14 protein-coding genes are annotated in these 17,029 nt (G+C 49.7%); 8 read left to right on the top strand and 6 right to left on the bottom strand.

Annotation, left to right across the window (positions count from 1 at the left end):
- The first annotated feature begins 2 nt into the window (after nt 1-2).
- The 4 genes from CFREI_RS06440 to CFREI_RS06425 all read left to right on the top strand — a co-directional run bounded on the left by CFREI_RS06440 (nt 3) and on the right by CFREI_RS06425 (nt 5,099).
- Nucleotides 3-1,442, top strand: coding sequence for an FAD/NAD(P)-dependent oxidoreductase (locus tag CFREI_RS06440; RefSeq protein ID WP_027012392.1), 1,440 nt, complete (start codon nt 3-5; stop codon nt 1,440-1,442).
- A 28-nt stretch (nt 1,443-1,470) separates the two neighbouring features.
- Nucleotides 1,471-2,928 (top strand): aldehyde dehydrogenase (NADP(+)), encoded by a 1,458-nt coding sequence (locus tag CFREI_RS06435; protein WP_027012393.1) that lies wholly within the window; start codon nt 1,471-1,473, stop codon nt 2,926-2,928.
- Nucleotides 2,929-3,140: 212 nt separating this feature from the next.
- Nucleotides 3,141-4,364 (top strand): RtcB family protein, encoded by a 1,224-nt coding sequence (locus tag CFREI_RS06430; RefSeq protein WP_035111497.1) that lies wholly within the window; start codon nt 3,141-3,143, stop codon nt 4,362-4,364.
- Nucleotides 4,365-4,562: 198 nt separating this feature from the next.
- Nucleotides 4,563-5,099: a hypothetical protein gene (locus tag CFREI_RS06425; protein ID WP_027012395.1), complete on the top strand. Its 537-nt coding sequence runs from the start codon at nt 4,563-4,565 to the stop codon at nt 5,097-5,099.
- A 19-nt stretch (nt 5,100-5,118) separates the two neighbouring features.
- On the opposite strand, the gene cobJ is transcribed toward CFREI_RS06425, so the two are convergent.
- Genes cobJ through CFREI_RS06410 form a run of 3 tightly spaced genes read right to left on the bottom strand, consistent with a single transcriptional unit; the run spans nt 5,119 to nt 8,403 of the window.
- The gene (gene cobJ, locus CFREI_RS06420) at nt 5,119-6,606 is read right to left on the bottom strand and encodes a precorrin-3B C(17)-methyltransferase (RefSeq protein WP_027012396.1); all 1,488 of its coding nucleotides are present in this window, start codon (nt 6,604-6,606) and stop codon (nt 5,119-5,121) included.
- Nucleotides 6,603-7,250: a precorrin-8X methylmutase gene (locus CFREI_RS06415; protein WP_027012397.1), complete on the bottom strand. Its 648-nt coding sequence runs from the start codon at nt 7,248-7,250 to the stop codon at nt 6,603-6,605. The genes cobJ and CFREI_RS06415 overlap by 4 nt, the downstream gene beginning before the upstream one ends.
- Nucleotides 7,251-7,260: 10 nt before the next feature.
- Nucleotides 7,261-8,403, bottom strand: coding sequence for a ferredoxin-like domain-containing protein (locus CFREI_RS06410; protein ID WP_027012398.1), 1,143 nt, complete (start codon nt 8,401-8,403; stop codon nt 7,261-7,263).
- Nucleotides 8,404-8,582: 179 nt separating this feature from the next.
- Between CFREI_RS06410 and cobN the strand changes: the two genes are divergently transcribed.
- On the top strand, nt 8,583-12,170 hold the full coding sequence (gene cobN, locus CFREI_RS06405) for a cobaltochelatase subunit CobN (protein ID WP_027012399.1): 3,588 nt from the start codon (nt 8,583-8,585) through the stop codon (nt 12,168-12,170).
- Between the two features lie 13 nt (nt 12,171-12,183).
- Here cobN and CFREI_RS06400 read toward each other — a convergent pair whose 3' ends face one another.
- Entirely contained in the window at nt 12,184-13,164 is a 981-nt protein-coding gene (locus CFREI_RS06400) for a helix-turn-helix transcriptional regulator (protein ID WP_027012400.1), read from the bottom strand.
- A 97-nt stretch (nt 13,165-13,261) separates the two neighbouring features.
- Between CFREI_RS06400 and CFREI_RS06395 the strand changes: the two genes are divergently transcribed.
- Nucleotides 13,262-13,891, top strand: a complete 630-nt coding sequence (locus tag CFREI_RS06395; protein WP_051255875.1) for a TIGR03086 family metal-binding protein — start codon at nt 13,262-13,264, stop codon at nt 13,889-13,891.
- Between the two features lie 76 nt (nt 13,892-13,967).
- On the opposite strand, the gene CFREI_RS06390 is transcribed toward CFREI_RS06395, so the two are convergent.
- The gene (locus CFREI_RS06390) at nt 13,968-14,735 is read right to left on the bottom strand and encodes a nucleotidyltransferase family protein (RefSeq protein ID WP_027012401.1); all 768 of its coding nucleotides are present in this window, start codon (nt 14,733-14,735) and stop codon (nt 13,968-13,970) included.
- Nucleotides 14,736-15,040: 305 nt separating this feature from the next.
- Between CFREI_RS06390 and CFREI_RS06385 the strand changes: the two genes are divergently transcribed.
- Entirely contained in the window at nt 15,041-15,475 is a 435-nt protein-coding gene (locus CFREI_RS06385; protein WP_156907728.1) for a hypothetical protein, read from the top strand.
- 3 nt (nt 15,476-15,478) lie between these two features.
- Nucleotides 15,479-15,985: an O-acetyl-ADP-ribose deacetylase gene (locus CFREI_RS06380; RefSeq protein WP_027012403.1), complete on the top strand. Its 507-nt coding sequence runs from the start codon at nt 15,479-15,481 to the stop codon at nt 15,983-15,985.
- A gap of 19 nt (nt 15,986-16,004) precedes the next feature.
- Here the strand turns inward: CFREI_RS06380 and CFREI_RS06375 are convergent, their stop codons facing one another.
- Nucleotides 16,005-17,018, bottom strand: a complete 1,014-nt coding sequence (locus tag CFREI_RS06375) for an alpha/beta fold hydrolase (protein ID WP_027012404.1) — start codon at nt 17,016-17,018, stop codon at nt 16,005-16,007.
- Between the last annotated feature and the right edge of the window lie 11 nt (nt 17,019-17,029).

The following is a 17,029-nucleotide window of genomic DNA, read 5'->3' as shown; positions in this document are numbered from 1 at the left end:
TTATGGATGATAAGGATTCCCTTGTTATCGGCATTATTGGTGCTGGTCCGGCAGGTTTAGCTGCTGCTGGTGCCGCGGTACAAAGTGGCGCAACTGTGATTGTCATTGATGCTAATGATCAGCCAGGGGGCCAGTATTTTCGGCACTTAAGTGAGGCAGCTGGCATTCCCGAAGGCGGCGAACTACACCACAGCTGGAAAGAGTACCTTGCTTTACGCGCATCTTTTGACAAGGGGATTGCGCAAGGAAAGATTGAATATTTTCCACATACCCAAGTGTTTATGTGCCAACAACTTGGACCTCGTAGGCAAAATTCAAGGTTCAGTTTGCGGCTCAGCCCCAGTACTGATTGCGGCACCACGCCGCCTGTGAATGAGGTAGTTGTCGATCGGCTTATTGTGGCCACCGGGTGCTTTGATCGGCATGTTCCTATTCCCGGATGGGATGTTCCTGGCGTTATGGCGGCGGGAGGAATTCAAGCAATTATTAAAGGTCAGGGTGTTTTGCCAGGTAAAAAGTTTGTGCTGGCTGGCACTGGGCCATTCTTATTACCGGTGGCAAGCAATATCCTCGCGGCCGGTGGGCAAGTCGCAGCTATTTGCGAAAGTTCCGCGATGACACAGTGGGCACCATTTGCGCACTATGCAGCGGCACTTCCAGAAAAGGCTATCGAAGGCGTCCAATATATGCGGGATCTAGTGAAACACAAAGTAAAGTTCTATACCAGAACGGTTGTGGCCAAAATTCATGAATCGAATGGTGAAGTCTCTGGAGTTACCGTATTGGGCCTGGATGAAACCGGGAAACCAAAACGAATCTCCGAGCGGTTTATAGAGGCTGATACCGTCGGTTTAGGGTTTGGGTTCGTACCACAATTGGAATTACTATCCAGCCTGGGTGTAAACACCTGGGAATATGCTGACGGCAATACCGTAGCAGCCGTAAATAAGTACCAGTCCACATCGGTTTGGGGCGTCTGGGCTGCCGGTGAAGTCACTGGCGTTGGCGGTGCAACACTCGCTATATCGGAAGGTTTTATCGCTGGGTGTGCGGCAGCTAATCCAAACGGCATTGCGAATGGCCGAGGCGTGGCAAAGCATTTGTCTAGGATCTCAAAACACCGCAGATTCGCCGATGCAATGCACCGAGTGCATCCAGTACCTGAGGCTTGGATGTCACTAATTACACAGGACACGGTTGTATGCCGGTGCGAGGAGGTACATGCCGGTGAAATCCAACAAGCCGTAGAACTGCTTGGCGCTACTGACCAGCGGGCTATCAAAATGGTCACGCGCGCTGGCATGGGGTGGTGTCAGGGGCGAATATGCGGGTATGCGTCTGCGTGTTTTGGTGGTACAGCGGGGCAGGGAGCATTAAAACGCCCAGTCAGCATTCCGGTAGACCTCCAAGCGCTCGCAAATATGTTTGATTCAGCTCAATAGTAAATCTGTAATTTTTAAGGAGAACACAATGTCTATTACACCTACCACTGGCAAAGCACTCGATGAGATTTTGCACAATGCCGCTATGGCAAGCACACAATGGGCATCAACCCCTGCGGCAGTCCGAGCAAAGGCTCTAATTACTGTGGCTGACGCCCTCGATGCACACGCGGATAGTTTGGTTGAGATCGCCCAGCGGGAAACGCATCTGCCTGAGGTGCGGCTACGCGGCGAACTCAAGCGAACAACTTTTCAATTACGCCTATTTGGTGAAGTAATCACCAAAGGTCGTTGCTTCGATGTACGCATTGACCATGCCGATCCTCAATGGCCAATGGGCGCCCCTCGTCCTGATTTACGCAGGTACCTTATTCCAATTGGGCCCGTACTTGTGTTTTCAGCGTCAAATTTCCCCTTTGCATTTTCAGTTGCAGGTGGCGATTCCGCAAGTGCATTAGCTGCGGGAAATGCAGTTATTGTAAAGGCACATCACGGGCATATGGAATTGTCACTTGCCACGAATAACGTTGTGGTCGAAGCCTTGGATTCGGTTGACGCACCTAAAGGGCTATTTTCCACAATTTTTGGCACAGAATCCGGCAAGATTGCGATCCAAGATCCACGAATTCAAGCCTGTGGCTTTACCGGCGGAATTCCGGGTGGTCGAGCCTTGTTTGATTTGGCGAAATCCCGCCCTGAACCAATCCCATTCTATGGTGAATTAGGTTCAAATAATCCGGTGTTTGTCACACAAGATGCTGTCAAGAATGCCAAAGAAATCGTAGAAGGGTTTATTGGCTCATTTACAATGGGCGCTGGCCAATTCTGCACTAAACCGGGGACATTAGTAGTGCCAGAAGACTCCAATGTTATTGAACTTTTGCAGGCTGAAGCATATCCTGCCACCCATGCACTACTAAATACCCGTATTGCGGAATCATATGAGGCAGTATTGGCAGAATTAAAAGCGAATCAAGCCACTGGCGTAGTACACGAAGGGGGTAATGCCAATGGCATACCCCAGCCCACGGTAATGCACACTACTGCAGCGGCGGTGCTTGCTGATAGGGAAACTCTCCAACAAGAGTGTTTTGGTCCGGCCGCCATCGTGGTGACCTACCGTAATGCTGAAGAGTTATTAAAGTTGGCGCGGAGTTTTGAAGGCCAGCTTACCGCCACAATTTTTGCAGAAGAAACCGAAGCAAAAGACCCAATATTGCGTGAATTAGTAAGCATTTGCGCGGACATGGCTGGGCGCGTGTTATGGCGGCAATGGCCCACTGGAGTTTCCGTGACCTATGCGCAACAACATGGAGGTCCTTATCCTGCGTCTACTGATGTTCGTACAACTTCAGTAGGCACTGCCGCCATTGAGCGTTTTTTGCGACCGGTTGCCTATCAGGGATTCCCGGAGGAGATTTTGCCGCAGGAATTGCAGGACGCAAATCCACTGAATATTCCGCAGCAGGTCCATAATTCGGCTTAGTAAAAACTAGCCACGAAAATTGGTGACCATGCCTCAAATGCACCGCATTAAGGGGAGACAATGATGTTTCCCCTTGCGTAGCCCGGCCCCTTCCACTAGTGTGAGTTGCTGACATTTTTAAGGAGGACTCCCAGTGTAAAAAGCAACGATCATATTCGCCTGCACCGCATACGCGGCGATTTTTCGTTGTCTTTTTACTTTGGGAGTTTCTTATGTCTTCTCATCCTTTTGGTTTTCCTATCACCATCCCAGGTGCCTGTGCACCTGTTCGAATGTGGTCTCACCTACATGAAGTGGATCATATAGCTCAACAGCAAATCCGTAATGTTTCTCACCTGCCGTGGGTGCATGGTATCGCTGTCATGCCCGACGTGCATGCTGGTGCAGGCGTCACTGTCGGAAGTGTAATTGCCATGCGCAATGCGGTGTCACCTGCGACCGTAGGTTCGGATATCGGGTGCGGCATGATGGCTGTAAAAACCAGTGCCACCACCTCTGATCTGCCAGATAGCCTGCATGAAATGCGGAACCTATGGGAGCAAATAGTCCCAGTAGGATTTGCCAAACACACAACACGAGCCGGGGTTTTTGCTCGCCAAGGGCTATTGCGCCAAGAACTGAAAAGACTCTTTTCGCGTTTCGACGCCTTGCGCGTCGACGTTTCCGCATCAGGCAATAACGCTGTACGTCAATGCGGTACTCTTGGCGGCGGAAATCACTTCATCGAATTATGTGCCGATGAATCCGAAACCCTATGGATTACGCTGCATTCCGGTTCCCGCAATATTGGAAAGGAAATTGCCGAACGGCATATGTATCGCGCCCGAAACCTTGAATGGAATTCTGGCCTACCCGATCGGAATTTAGCCGTGTTTTTGCATCGCGACGAGCAGGGACACATATATTCCGATTGGGAGGATTATCTCCATGACTTGTATTGGGCGCAGGATTATGCCGCATTTAATCGGAAAATTATGATGGCCGGGATCCAATCCGCATTCTCCGAATGCCTACCTGGAGTACAATTTCTTCAGCAAATTCAATGCCACCATAACTATGTTTCTGAGGAAACCTACGATGACCTGGATCTTATTATCACTCGAAAAGGTGCTATTCGGACACAGCGCGGTGAATTAGGAATTATTCCAGGATCGATGGGAACTGGCTGCTATATCGTTGAAGGCTTAGGAAATATAGAGTCATTCTGCTCCGCTTCTCATGGTGCGGGCAGAACAATGAGCCGGGGAATGGCGCGTTCAACTTTTCAATTAGAGGATCTCTACCAACAAACCTCTGGAGTGGAGTGCCGAAAGGACCGTGGTGTTTTAGATGAAATTCCTGGCGCCTATAAAGATCTTGACCAGGTGCTTGCCTATGAATCCGATCTTGTTCGAATCGTGGCACGGTTAAAAACCTTGCTATGTATCAAGGGATAGGAGAGCGTATACACTTCTGCTATCCGAAAGCTTGCACGAGCCAAATTGCCTACCACCTAAGAAAGCTTTGGCGCAACATTTTACTTGGGTTTTATAGGCAAAATTGGCTGTTTTTACCCCCGACTTAATACCCTCTCACGTGGGGTCTCATACTATAGGCGGCACGGTACTTGAGTAGAACTGAAAGGAATACCTCAGTTGAAGAAAATTTCGGACTTCGCAGTCGCGAACGTTACGCTATCCGTCGAAGATTGGGAAGGTCGTTTTACTGTTCACAAAGATGGTGAATCGCGGCAGACCAAAATTGGAGATTGGGAGCTTAGCGCTGCGGATGTTGCCTCAGTACTTGCTACGATTCCTGGGGTAGATAATCCCACTGAACGCTGGTGGGTGCTTGCACCTAAAGAATCAAGCCGGGAGGCAACACTCTATCTGTTGCACTCCTACCCATTTTCAAATGCAAAGTATTTAACGCAGCTTCACTTAGGCCGTGAAACATCCGCATATCAAGTTCGGATCGATGGCACACCAAAAGAAGGTGCAGAAGGTTCCCTAGATGTAGATAGTTGGACCCCACAGGACTACGAGTCCGAGATTGAAGATGCAGGATATGCAATTGCTTCACTCTGGATTGTAAAGCCAGTGGTTGATATGGCAACTCACCACCGTGAATTAGTGTGTGAAGCCCTGAGTTCACCGCTAAACCCTGAGGACTGGTTGCCAATCTGGTCCTAGCCTCCCAGTGTTCGAGTGTTTACATTCCGTACTTTCGGGAAGTAAACACTCGTTTTCCATCTGGGGTGTTATATGTGGTTGTGGTACTTGCACCAACAATAATCATGGTTCGCATGTCCACAATGTCTGGATCAAAGTCCTTGAGCGTGGTAATCACAATATTTTCCTGTGCAGAACCTACGGCTCGAGCAACAATTATCGGGGTATCGGGTTTCTGGTATTCACTAACTATTGCCTGAAGCTGGTGTACTTGTGTTCGCCGTTCCTTACTCGCTGGGTTATATACCGCAAAAGCCATATCGGCTTCTGCAAGCGCCCGAATGCGTTTCTCAATCTGATCCCAAGGCTTGAGTCGATCAGATAGTGAGATAATTCCAAAGTCATGGCCGAGTGGTGCTCCGACTCGGCTTGCTACCGCCTGGGCAGCTGTCATGCCTGGAAGCACACGGACTGGAACATCGCGCCAGAGATCATCATTTGCGGTTTCAATGACCGCTGCTGCCATTGCGAAAACCCCTGGATCACCAGAGGAAACAACAGCCACTTTCCGTCCTCGTTTTGCCAGGTCAAGAGCCATTGCTGCGCGTTCAGCTTCCACTTTATTATCGGAAAGATGACGTTGCTGTCCAGAACGCAGAGGCACTCGACGAACATAGGTTGAGTAACCAATAATATCTGTTGCACGGCGAAGTTCGGCGCTTACTTCTGGTGTGGTCCATTGTGCGGCACCAGGACCTAATCCCAGTACTACAACTTCACCTTGAGGAGATTCTTGCTGTTCTTTGCGCCGAAGTTTTGGTGATGGCAGCACGGCTACGGAAAAATAGGGGATTGTAGCTGGATCAGCATCCAACAGCGGCACTGTGTGCTGGCCTTCCATACCTACCCGGATTACAATGTACGTTTCTTCGGCCCTACCAGCGGTTATAAATGCGCGTCGTACTTTTTCAAAAGTACGACCAAGTTTCATAACCACAGCCGAATCGGTATCAATAAGCCGGCGAACAAGCTCAGATTCATCCAGCGTGCCGGATAAGACTGTGCATACTTCATCGTCTTCGGCAAGTGGCAGACCAAGGACCGAGGCAGACGCCGTCAGTGATGGAACTCCAGGAATAATTTTGGTTGGGTAATCATCTTTGAGCTCCCGATGCAAATGTTGATACGAGCTGTAAAGCATTGGATCGCCTAAAGCGAGCACACACACCGTGCGCCCGGCGTCGAGATGCATGCGTAGGCGAGATACTGCATCGATATAGAAATCGGCCAATGCGCCAGCATATCCACCTGGGTGATCCGTAGTACCGGTAGTAACGGGGTAGTGCAATAACTCATGGATTTGCCCATCATGGAAATACGGCGAGGCAGTATTCGCCGCCGTAGACTGTCCACCTGGGCGCGCATGATAGACAAGCACATCTGCGGAGCGAATAGCTTCCACACCTGCAAGGGTGATCAGTTTCGGATCACCGGGGCCTACACCAACCCCGAAAAGCTGTGCCGTCACGGAAGGATCTCCTGTTCAGTAGCAAGCGCATTGATCGCTGCGCAGGTGATTGCGGAACCTCCACGGCGGCCATGCACGGTAAGAAATTCCACCCCCAGTAAAGCGGCTTGTCTAGCCAGTGCGTCCTTTGATTCTGCCGCGCCAACAAACCCCACTGGAATGCCAAGGATTGCAGCAGGTCTAGGACGATTAGGATCTGCATCCAACCAATTCAGTAGGTGGAATAACGCCGTAGGGGCATTACCAATAGCGACGACCGCGCCGTCGAGACGATCTTGCCAAAGCTCCACCGCCGCGGCTGTACGGGTAGTGCCTAAAGATGCCGCAAGCGAAACGACCCGGGGGTCCCGCAATGTACAAATGACCTCATTATCTGCAGGTAGGCGTTTGCGGGTAATCCCGGAAGCAATCATATGAACATCCGTAAAAATTGGCTTCCCGGCGCGAAGCGCCTGACGTGCTGCAGAAACAACACCTTCGGAGAATTCAATATCAGCAGAAAGATCAGTTTGCCCAGCGGCGTGAATCATACGGACCGCTATCTGGGCTTGTTCCTGCGTAAATTTCGAAAGATCAGATTCTTGCCGAATCATTGCAAATGAGCGACGGTAAATCTCATTGCCATCAGTAATGTAAGTGTGCACCCTCAGTACCTTACCTGCGGGAAACTTCATACTCGTTTTCGGCCGTGGCCAGGTAGTCGGTATATTCGCCAAGTGGATGCCCGCAACGGCGCTCACAACCGGAAAAATGCACCAGCCCTTCCTCAACATTTCCACGTGCAATATGGTGTGCAGCATCATCACGAGTAAAAGCTGGAGACTTGGCGCAACCAGGCAAACCAGTACACGCAGTAACCCTTAGCCAGGTGGAATTTACATCAAAAATCAAGCCTTGCGGTGCAAGTACTCGAACAACTTGTTCGGCAATATCTTCATTTAGCCCATGAATCACTAAAGAATGCCAAGGAGTCACAGTTACAGTTGCCCCAATCACGCCAATCATTCGGGCAAGCTGACTTGGCAATACGCCAAACCGCAATCCAGCGCCAAGATGTACGGAGCCATCAATATCAAACCATCCGATTGGACGACTTGGAGGTTCACCAAAGTTAGGGGTCACTGCTGGTGCAGAGTAGCCACCAATTGCGGCAAGTAGCTCAGGCTTTATGCCGGGTTTTTCTAAAACTCGCCATGCTTTTCCACGATGCACAGCCCAAGTTTCAGCAAGGCGAACGAGTACCATTGGTACATTGTCACGTTGGCAGGAAACACCAGCTAGTTCGCCACCAATAATAATGTGAAATTCAGTGCCACAATCAATAACGCCGAAATCTACTTGCTGGCCAAAAATATCGCCTTGACCTGCATCAATACCAAAAAGAGTACGACCTGACAAAGTTGTAACCTGTGTAGATTCCAATAATGCTTGGTCAAGCTTTTGGGCTAGATCATGGATATGAAATCCAAGCGGCGAAACAATAATGTTTCGTACTCGGTCATGTGCCGGGCTGGGCAATAGACCGTGGCCGCGAACGGCCGCAGCAAAACCTTCAGTATCTTGAATTCCGCGAACTTGTAGATTTCCACGTGTAGTGATGTGAATATCACCATCGCCGAATGAGTCAGCAAGGTCTGCAAGTATCGCCCAAATATCCGGAGTGATATGCCCGCCTGGAACACGAATTCGCCCAATTTTACCATCGAGTGCGGTATGCATATTCAGCGTTCCTGGGCAGCCATCACCGCGATTTCGGTCGCCGAGTGAAAAAGACTCGGAGAGCAAGGAGGTGGTCATGGATTCGAGCTTAGTCCTCTCCGGTAGGCTAACCAGTTATACCTACCTAAAACTTGCAGCGGAACACGGTGAAAATCCGGGCGGTCGCGCCACTGTTACAGCCAGACCCACTGTAGGTTTTATTCCTTGTAATCGTGTTTCCTTAGGCGCGAACCCCTGAGAAAGGACCGTACATCGCCATGTTTCTGTTGCTGTCTACCTCCGACACAGATTTACTTTCCGCAAAATCTGCGAACGATAGCGAGGTAGTAGATTTCCATTTCGCGAACCCAACATTACTCAGTTCGCAGCTCCTTGAAGAGCACCTTGAGCAAGCCGAACTTATTATCGTAAGGCTCTTGGGTGGTAAGCGCGCTTGGGAAGAGGGACTCGAACAAGTTATTGCAACCGGAAAACCGGTCGTTGTAGTTTCTGGGGAACTCGCAGTAGATGCAGAACTTACAGATATTTCAACTGTTCCAGCCGGTGTTGTTACTACGGCACACACCTATTTAGCCGAGGGTGGCACAAAAAATCTAGAGCACCTATATCGCTTCCTCTCCGATACCGTATTTCTTACCGGTTTAGGGTTTGATGCACCAGAACACATGCCGCTGTGGGGCCATCTTCCACGCCCTGATACAACTTTAGATACAGCAGCACCTAGAATTGCGGTACTGTATTACCGAGCACAGCACTTAGCTGGAAATACTGCTTATATTCATGCATTATGTGATGCCATTGAAACTCGTGGCGCAAAAGCCCTACCAATTTTTACAGCCTCACTACGTCAAGCACCTGCGGAACTACTCGTCGAACTTGCCACCGTTGATGTGGCAATTACAACTGTGCTTGCAGCCGGCGGTACAAAACCAGCCCAAGCGCAGGCCGGGGGAGACGATGAAGCATGGGATGTTGCCCAGCTTGCCGCATTAGATATCCCGATTATTCAAGGGTTAGCGCTGACCTCTTCAAGGTCTGATTGGGAAGACAATGATGATGGTTTAACCCCCCTCGATGTGGCTACCCAAGTGGCTGTTCCCGAGTTTGATGGGCGCCTTATTAGTGTGCCGTTTTCATTTAAAGAACATGATGCACACGGGCTTATTTCCTACGTTCCGGACCCTGAACGATGCGCCCGACTTGCCGGAATCGCCTATCGGCACGCATGTCTGCGCCACAAAACAAATGCGGAAAAAAAGATTGTAGTCATGCTTTCCGCCTATCCGACCAAACACGCTCGCATTGGCAATGCGGTAGGCCTAGATACCCCCGCTTCAACGTTACGGGTCCTACACGCAATGGAACAAGCCGGCTATGACCTTGGGGATACTGAAGCTATTCCTGGATATACAGATTACGATGGCGACGCTTTTATGCATGCTGTTATCGAAGCTGGCGGACACGACCCAGAATGGCTTACAGAAGAAGTATTGGAAAACAATCCACTTAAGCTAAGCCGCTCGCAATATCTCGAGTTTTTCCAGACACTACCTGCAGAAATGCAGGAAGAAATGACCGAGCATTGGGGTGCTGCACCAGGCACACACTATGTACATCCAACTACAGGCGAGATCTATATTGCCGGGCTTTCCTTTGGCAATATTGTGGTTATGGTGCAGCCGCCACGAGGTTTTGGCGAAAACCCTGTAGGCATTTACCATGATCCAGACCTGCCAGCCAACCATCATTATCTTGGAACATATTTTTGGCTGCGTGAAGTCTTTGGGGCAGACGCGATCGTCCATATGGGCAAGCACGGCAATATGGAATGGCTACCAGGAAAAACCGTGGGCCTTGCCGCAACCTGCTACTCCGATGCCGCCATTGATGAGCTTCCGCTTATCTATCCATTTTTGGTTAATGACCCCGGCGAAGGCACGCAGGCAAAGCGACGCGCACACGCCACATTGGTCGACCATATGATCCCACCAATGGCGCGGGCCGAAACTTATGGCGACATTACACGGCTCGAACAATTATTGGATGAGCACGCAAATATTTCCGCTATGGACCCGGCAAAGCTACCAGCTATCCGGCAGGAAATCTGGACATTGCTTACTGCCGCAAAAATGGACCGTGACCTTGGATGGGACGAGCGCCCTGCCGAAGACGTTTTTGATGACATGCTTATGCATATCGACGGCTGGCTTTGCGAAATTAAGGACGTGGCCATCCGCGGGGGACTTCATATCCTCGGTGAAGAGATCTCCGGCGAAATGCGTATTGACCTGGTATTAGCCATGCTCCGCGCTCGACAACTTTGGGGTGGCGAAACTGCTGTTCCCGGACTGCGGGAAGCTCTTGGGCTTTCCGAGGAAGGCACTGAATCTCGGGCGCGTGTCGACGCCGCGGAAAGCCAAGCGCGCGCACTGCTCACCGCACTCGATCAAGCAGATTGGAATCCTGAACGAATCGGTGAAATAACCGCAAACCTTCCTGAAAGCGCAGCCCCCGCAACCGTCGCAAAGATTTTGGAATTTGCCGCCCGAGAAATCATTCCACGGCTTGCACAGACACCCCGTGAAATCGAACAAGTATTGCACGCTCTTGATGGTGGTTTTATTGAGGCAGGTCCTTCAGGATCACCAATGCGCGGCCTAATTAATGTACTGCCTACTGGACGTAATTTCTACTCCGTAGACCCGAAATCCTTACCGTCACGCCTGGCATGGGAAACCGGCCAATTACTCGCGGATTCTCTTATTGAGCGCTACCAAAACGACCATCAGGGCGCATATCCAAAATCAGTGGGGCTTTCGGTGTGGGGAACCTCTGCAATGCGCACGTCCGGTGACGATATTGCAGAAGTCTTTGCGCTGCTCGGAGTACGCCCCATATGGGACGAAGCCTCTCGCCGTGTCATTGACCTGGAAATAATCACTCTGGAAGAACTCGGCCGCCCACGCATCGATGTAACAGTACGTATTTCCGGATTCTTCCGAGATGCATTCCCACACGTACTTGCGCTCTTGGATGATGCAGTACAACTCGTTGCAAACCTCGACGAACCGCTAGACCAAAACTATGTTCGTGCACATGCACAAGCCGATGATGCCAGCCATGTACGCCGTATCTTCGGTTCCAAACCTGGCACCTATGGGGCAGGCTTGCTACAACTCATTGAATCAGGTAACTGGCGTGATGACCAAGACCTCGCTGCCGTATATACAACTTGGGGTGGTTACGCCTACGGCCGCGGACTCGACGGAGTAGAAGCCGCTGACGACATGCGCACCGCATATAAACGCATCCAAGTAGCCGCTAAAAACGTAGACTCCCGCGAACACGATATTGCCGACTCTGACGACTACTTCCAATTCCACGGCGGAATGGTGGCCACAGTTCGAGCTTTGACCGGACAAGACCCCGACGCATTTATCGGCGACTCGACCCGCCAAGAAACGGTCCGCACCCGGACCCTGCATGAAGAATCCCGCCGTGTTTTCCGTGCGCGCGTAGTCAACCCACGTTGGATCGAAGCAATGCGCAACCACGGATACAAAGGCGCATTCGAAATGAGTGCGACCGTTGACTATCTGTTCGGTTATGATGCCACGACCGGACTTATGGACGACTGGATGTATGAAACACTCACCGAAACCTATGTGGGAGACCCAACCAATAGAGAATTCTTTGAACAATCAAACCCCTGGGCGCTCCGCGATATCTCTGAACGACTCATGGAAGCCGCAGAACGAGGACTATGGGAAAAACCATCAGCGGAAGCGATGGAACTACTCCGAAATACCTTCCTAGAAATAGAAGGCAACCTCGAAGAACGATAAACCAACCCTCACTCTAAACAGCACCGGAAGGCCCGCCATATTCTCTAAGGATCTGGCGGGCTATCTCGCATATGCGATCACGTAAATCTGCTGGCTCGATTATGGTTACCAAGTTGCCAAAGCCTGCAAGTAATCCTGCAGCAGATTGCAAAGATCGAACGTTCGCCCGCAACAGTGCCTCCTTAGAGTTTGGTATTTCTTCTTGTAGCACCTCGGCGCTAATCATATTGAGGCAGAATTCCACGTGTGGCACAACTTCTGGCTTTACTTGTACTACCACTGGGTGCGCTCCACATGCGGCGAAGCTTTGTTGCGCGTTATGCCAAAGCTCACTTATTTTTTCAGCTGGGTCTCTAGTAAATGTTTGTTCTGTTCTTGTAATGCTTTGTATGCGGTCCACACGGTAAGTCCGTAACTGGTTTTCTGGGGTTTTCCGCGCAATTAAGTACCACCTTGTATTGGCTAACACCAGGCCGAGTGGTTCACATCGCCGCATGCTCACGGGTTTTTGCGGTGTCTGGTAGTACAGTTCAATAATTCGGTTGGTGGCGATTGCTAGAAATGATTCGCGAAGTGCTGGCGGTGTTCGTAATTGTTGTTTCCAGCCGTTTGGGGCTACCAGGATTCGGTCCTGCAGGAGATTTACTTTTTGGTTTTGCAATGGTGATAGCCGCTGCTGCATTTTACGGCGTGCTTGGTGCAGTTGCCGGGAAAGACCTAGTTCTGCGGCCATATGAGTTCCGCCTGGGAGCATACATGCCACTATCTCACTGTCGGTGAGTTCTTCTATTGGAGGTGTCCACCCTGGCAGTATAGAAACACCTCCATGGGGTCCAGATTCCGTTCGGATTGGTACTCCACGTCGCTGTAGTTGCTGTAAGTCCCGAAGTATTGTGCGGCGCGATACGCCCAGACGCTCAGCGAGTTTTGATGCCGTAAGCGAATTGTTTCCACGGAGGATGCGCACAATTTCGGTCAAGCGGAATTCTTTCACATACCCATTTCCTCATAGATTGGTGCCAAGGTTTGTCACCTAACGCACCTAACTTCGATTGTGTCCCGAAATTCACCCATACATTCAAGGAGACATAATGGAAGATTTTAGAAAAGAGCTACTGGAGGCTTTCACTTGGATAGAGCATTTGACTGCAAACACGCCGAATGAAATGTTCAACCTACCCACGCCATGCACACAATTTAGTGTAGAAGACTTGCTCACGCATTTTATTCAGGTTGGAGAGGTCATTACGAAACTACCGGTGATTGGAAGACACCCACACGAATCCGTAAGCAATGATCCAGCCGGGTTTGAAAAGCTACTTCATTCGTTCAATCAGCAGTTCATTGAAAACACATCAGCCGAACAGCGCGCGCTTTCATGGCGTAAAGTCGCTGATAATGCTCAACTAGTCTGGGATGACCCAGCAATGCAACGGCAATATACAATGCCTTGGGGGATCGTCTATTCCGGTAAAGAAATTGTGGGCCTTTATCTTTTTGAGCTTGTCTGCCACGGCTTTGATTTAGCTAAAGCTACAAATCAGCCTGTAGAAATCCCTAACCCGCATGTAGCAGAAGCAGCGTTAAAGGCAGCGAAGGAACTTGTTCATGAAGAATATCGGGGCATCGATCAGGGAGTACCGTTTGAGTATGCAACCGAAGCGCCAGACGGTGCTGGGCCCACAGTCCGTCTTGCTGCCTTTTTAGGTAGGGAAGTCTAACCCTGGGTCCGGAGGTCAAATGAACAATTTCCTTTTGTTTTCTGACCTCCCATGCTTTACATTGCGCTCAACATCTCTATCTTTTCCAAAGTGTTTCGGCGCATTGTACTAACTGTAGAACCGATTCCACTTGGCATTGCATTTCCTTTTTCCCGGACACGTTTTCCAGTAATACTTCTATAGGTTTTTCGTGCCCCCGAAAGAAAAATACTGGTGTATTGTCTTCGGTCTTATAGATCGTGATCGGATGAAAGTCCATTGCCTCTAGGTTTTCTATCATGAGAAAGTGGTTTTGGTGGGTAATATCAGCCGCTCCAGATATGTGAGCATTTCCGTGAACTATTGCCTCACCATAAATACGCGCATTCCCATCGATTGTCGGTCCCTGCAATTCACTGTTCCCATATATTCGCGCATGACCAGAAATACAAGTCGTGCCACTAATTCGTGTGGCACCGAATATATGGGCTCGGCCAGAAATCTCTACATTATTTTCAATGTGCGAGTTTCCTTGGACACAAGCGCGCCCAATAACCCTGACATTGCCCGAAATAACAGCATTACCGCGAACCGTGGCGCCTTGCCCAATAGTGGCATTTCCATCAATAACAGCATTTCCTTTCACTAATGCGTGTTCGATTAATTGAGCATTGTCTGCAAGGACCGCATTTCCTGCCAACCAGGCATTGTCCATAATGCGGGGAGTGCCGTCTGGCAGTTGCACTGAACTGATCCAACCTCCGAGATCTCCGGCTTGAACCCTGTGTTGTGGAATATCGCGAATCGCGCGGATTCTAAAATACGGGCCTCTTTGTTCGTCCGTGAGCTCAAAACTAATTTCCATAATGGTCAGTGTCTGCCTTGTTCTTTTCTCGTAAAACGGAGCTAGTTCAGTACGCGTGTCTATTTTATTCTTTACACATTGTTTGGTTAATAAATTTGCTGGAATCTAATAAATATCCCCATGTTCACATTTTCGCTAATTTTTGCGATACACGGTTTGTCTAGAAAACTGCAGTTAAGACGTTCGGATCGGCCCGTATCTAGTCAATGAAAAGCTCCAGAAATAACCTTGGCACTGGAATTCTCTTTCGCAACACTGAGTTTTGGTCCTTATGCTAAGTATTTTTCCCACCTACACTGGGAAGTGTGAATACGTGGAAGGAAGAACCCATCGAGCTCCCCAACCTAGGTGTGTTTCAGCGCAGTGAACTCATCGGTGTGGGGAGACCTCAGTATGTGGGCGAGCTTCGAACCGCACTAGGAAAATGCTATACCGTTTTCCGCGACTGGGATCGGTACCTTGATACCGAATCTGTGATTGCGTTGATTCCCAGGGCACAGCTTGTGTGTGAACAGATGGAGGCATTGAAGCTTCGGGCAACTGAAGCAGTAATCAGTGTTTTTGCTGATGACGATTCCGTCGAGGTAAATCCGGATGAGTTCGATGCCTCGCTGGAGTTTTCAAGCGAAACAATCATTATCCATATGGTGGATAAACTTGGACGGTTTGAGGAAGGCTATTGGCCAGCTGTGCACTTTAATCCGCATTTTGAAGTAATCAAGGTTTCGGTGGAAAGCTAAAACATGCGCATTGATGTAGTTTTGGGGGATATTACTTCATTGCAGGTAGATGCAATAGTCAATGCCGCAAATTCGTCCTTGCTGGGCGGTGGTGGAGTAGATGGTGCGATTCATCGGAAAGCGGGCCCGGAATTACTTGCTGCATGTAAAAAAGTGCGAGCCCGCCAAGGTGGTTGTGAGGTAGGGCAAGCAGTAGCTACCCCAGCGGGTTTATTGCCAGCCAAATATGTAATTCATACAGTTGGGCCGGTGTGGCGTGGGGGAGGCTACCATGAAGAATCGCTTTTAAAACAGTGTTATATCAATAGTTTGTGTATAGGCGAGGAACTTGGTGTTTCCAGCATTGCGTTTCCAAATATTTCTACGGGTGTGTATCGGTTCCCTAAAGCGCTGGCAGCACCAGCTGCCATTCGCGCAGTCCAAGCATTCCCAGCGGTCAAAATTCAATATGTAGTATTTGTTTGCTTTGATCAGGAGAATTTTTCGCTCTATAAAGAAGCACTAAAGTAGGGTAGACGTCCACAAGCGTTTAGTGGTTCTTTTCGGCTGCATGCCAGAAGGCCTCCAGTTCGCTTGTAAGAGGTTTTGCCACTTCCATCGGTAAAGAATGGGTTGTGTGTTCCCAACGCTTGACCATAGCGTGGGGGAGCAATGCGGTTACTTCGGTTGTATCTTGAACTCCCACGATTTTACTGTCGCTTGCAAGTGCCACGTATACCGGCATGGTGAGCGTTTGTGCTTGGTGTTCCGTCAGTGGCGTTGGCGTCGGCAAATTTGATGAATATTCGGTTGCTGCGGTATTAATCATGCGTGCCACAGCAGTCGTGTCGGAGTATTCAGTTCCAGAAATTTTGCCCAGTGCGTACTCGCGAATACTCTTGGGCACGCCAGGTAATTGTGTCATGCTGCCCCAAAGAAATACCGATATTGGTGGGTAGCCAAATGTAAATGCTGGTTCTAATAAAGTTAGTGAAACAACGTTATTTGGATGCGTTCGTGCATATATGGTTGCTGTGCTACCACCGAAGGAATGGCCCACAATATGTGCCCCATGCGGCGCCACTTCACTGACCACTTCATTAATCCAGGCACCTTGTTCTTCAGCAGTCGTTAGCGGCAGGCGTTGTATTGATAATCCCGCATCACCGATTGCATCAACGGCAATTACGCGGTGTTTGCCCGCAAATCCGTTAAGGTTTTCGGACCACATCGGTACTCCTGAAGCCCGTCCAGGAAGCAAGATTATTGGAATTGTGTCTTTCGTTTCTGGTGTTTCCCACTCGTATACACGTACATCCCCGTATGTGGTTGCAATGGTTTGGGTTCGCGCTGGTGTCGGCATTTCCGCAAGTGCATCACTATAGTGCAGTTGGTATTCTTCGAATCCTTTCTTGGAACGAAAGTGACCGATACGAGTTTCTGGTTGCAGTGTTTCGATTATTTTTACGGCGCCAAAGGCTGCAAGTATCGCAATAAAAGCAATAAGAGTTCGATGGAAGTGCTTGGCCCACCTGAATCGTTTCGCTTTATTGAACGTACTCATAACTACTTAAT

The sequence above is a fragment of the Corynebacterium freiburgense genome, from assembly GCF_030408815.1.
GTDB lineage: Bacteria > Actinomycetota > Actinomycetes > Mycobacteriales > Mycobacteriaceae > Corynebacterium > Corynebacterium freiburgense.
Note: the sequence above shows the minus strand (reverse complement) of the source record. Positions and strands in the feature narration are given on the sequence as shown.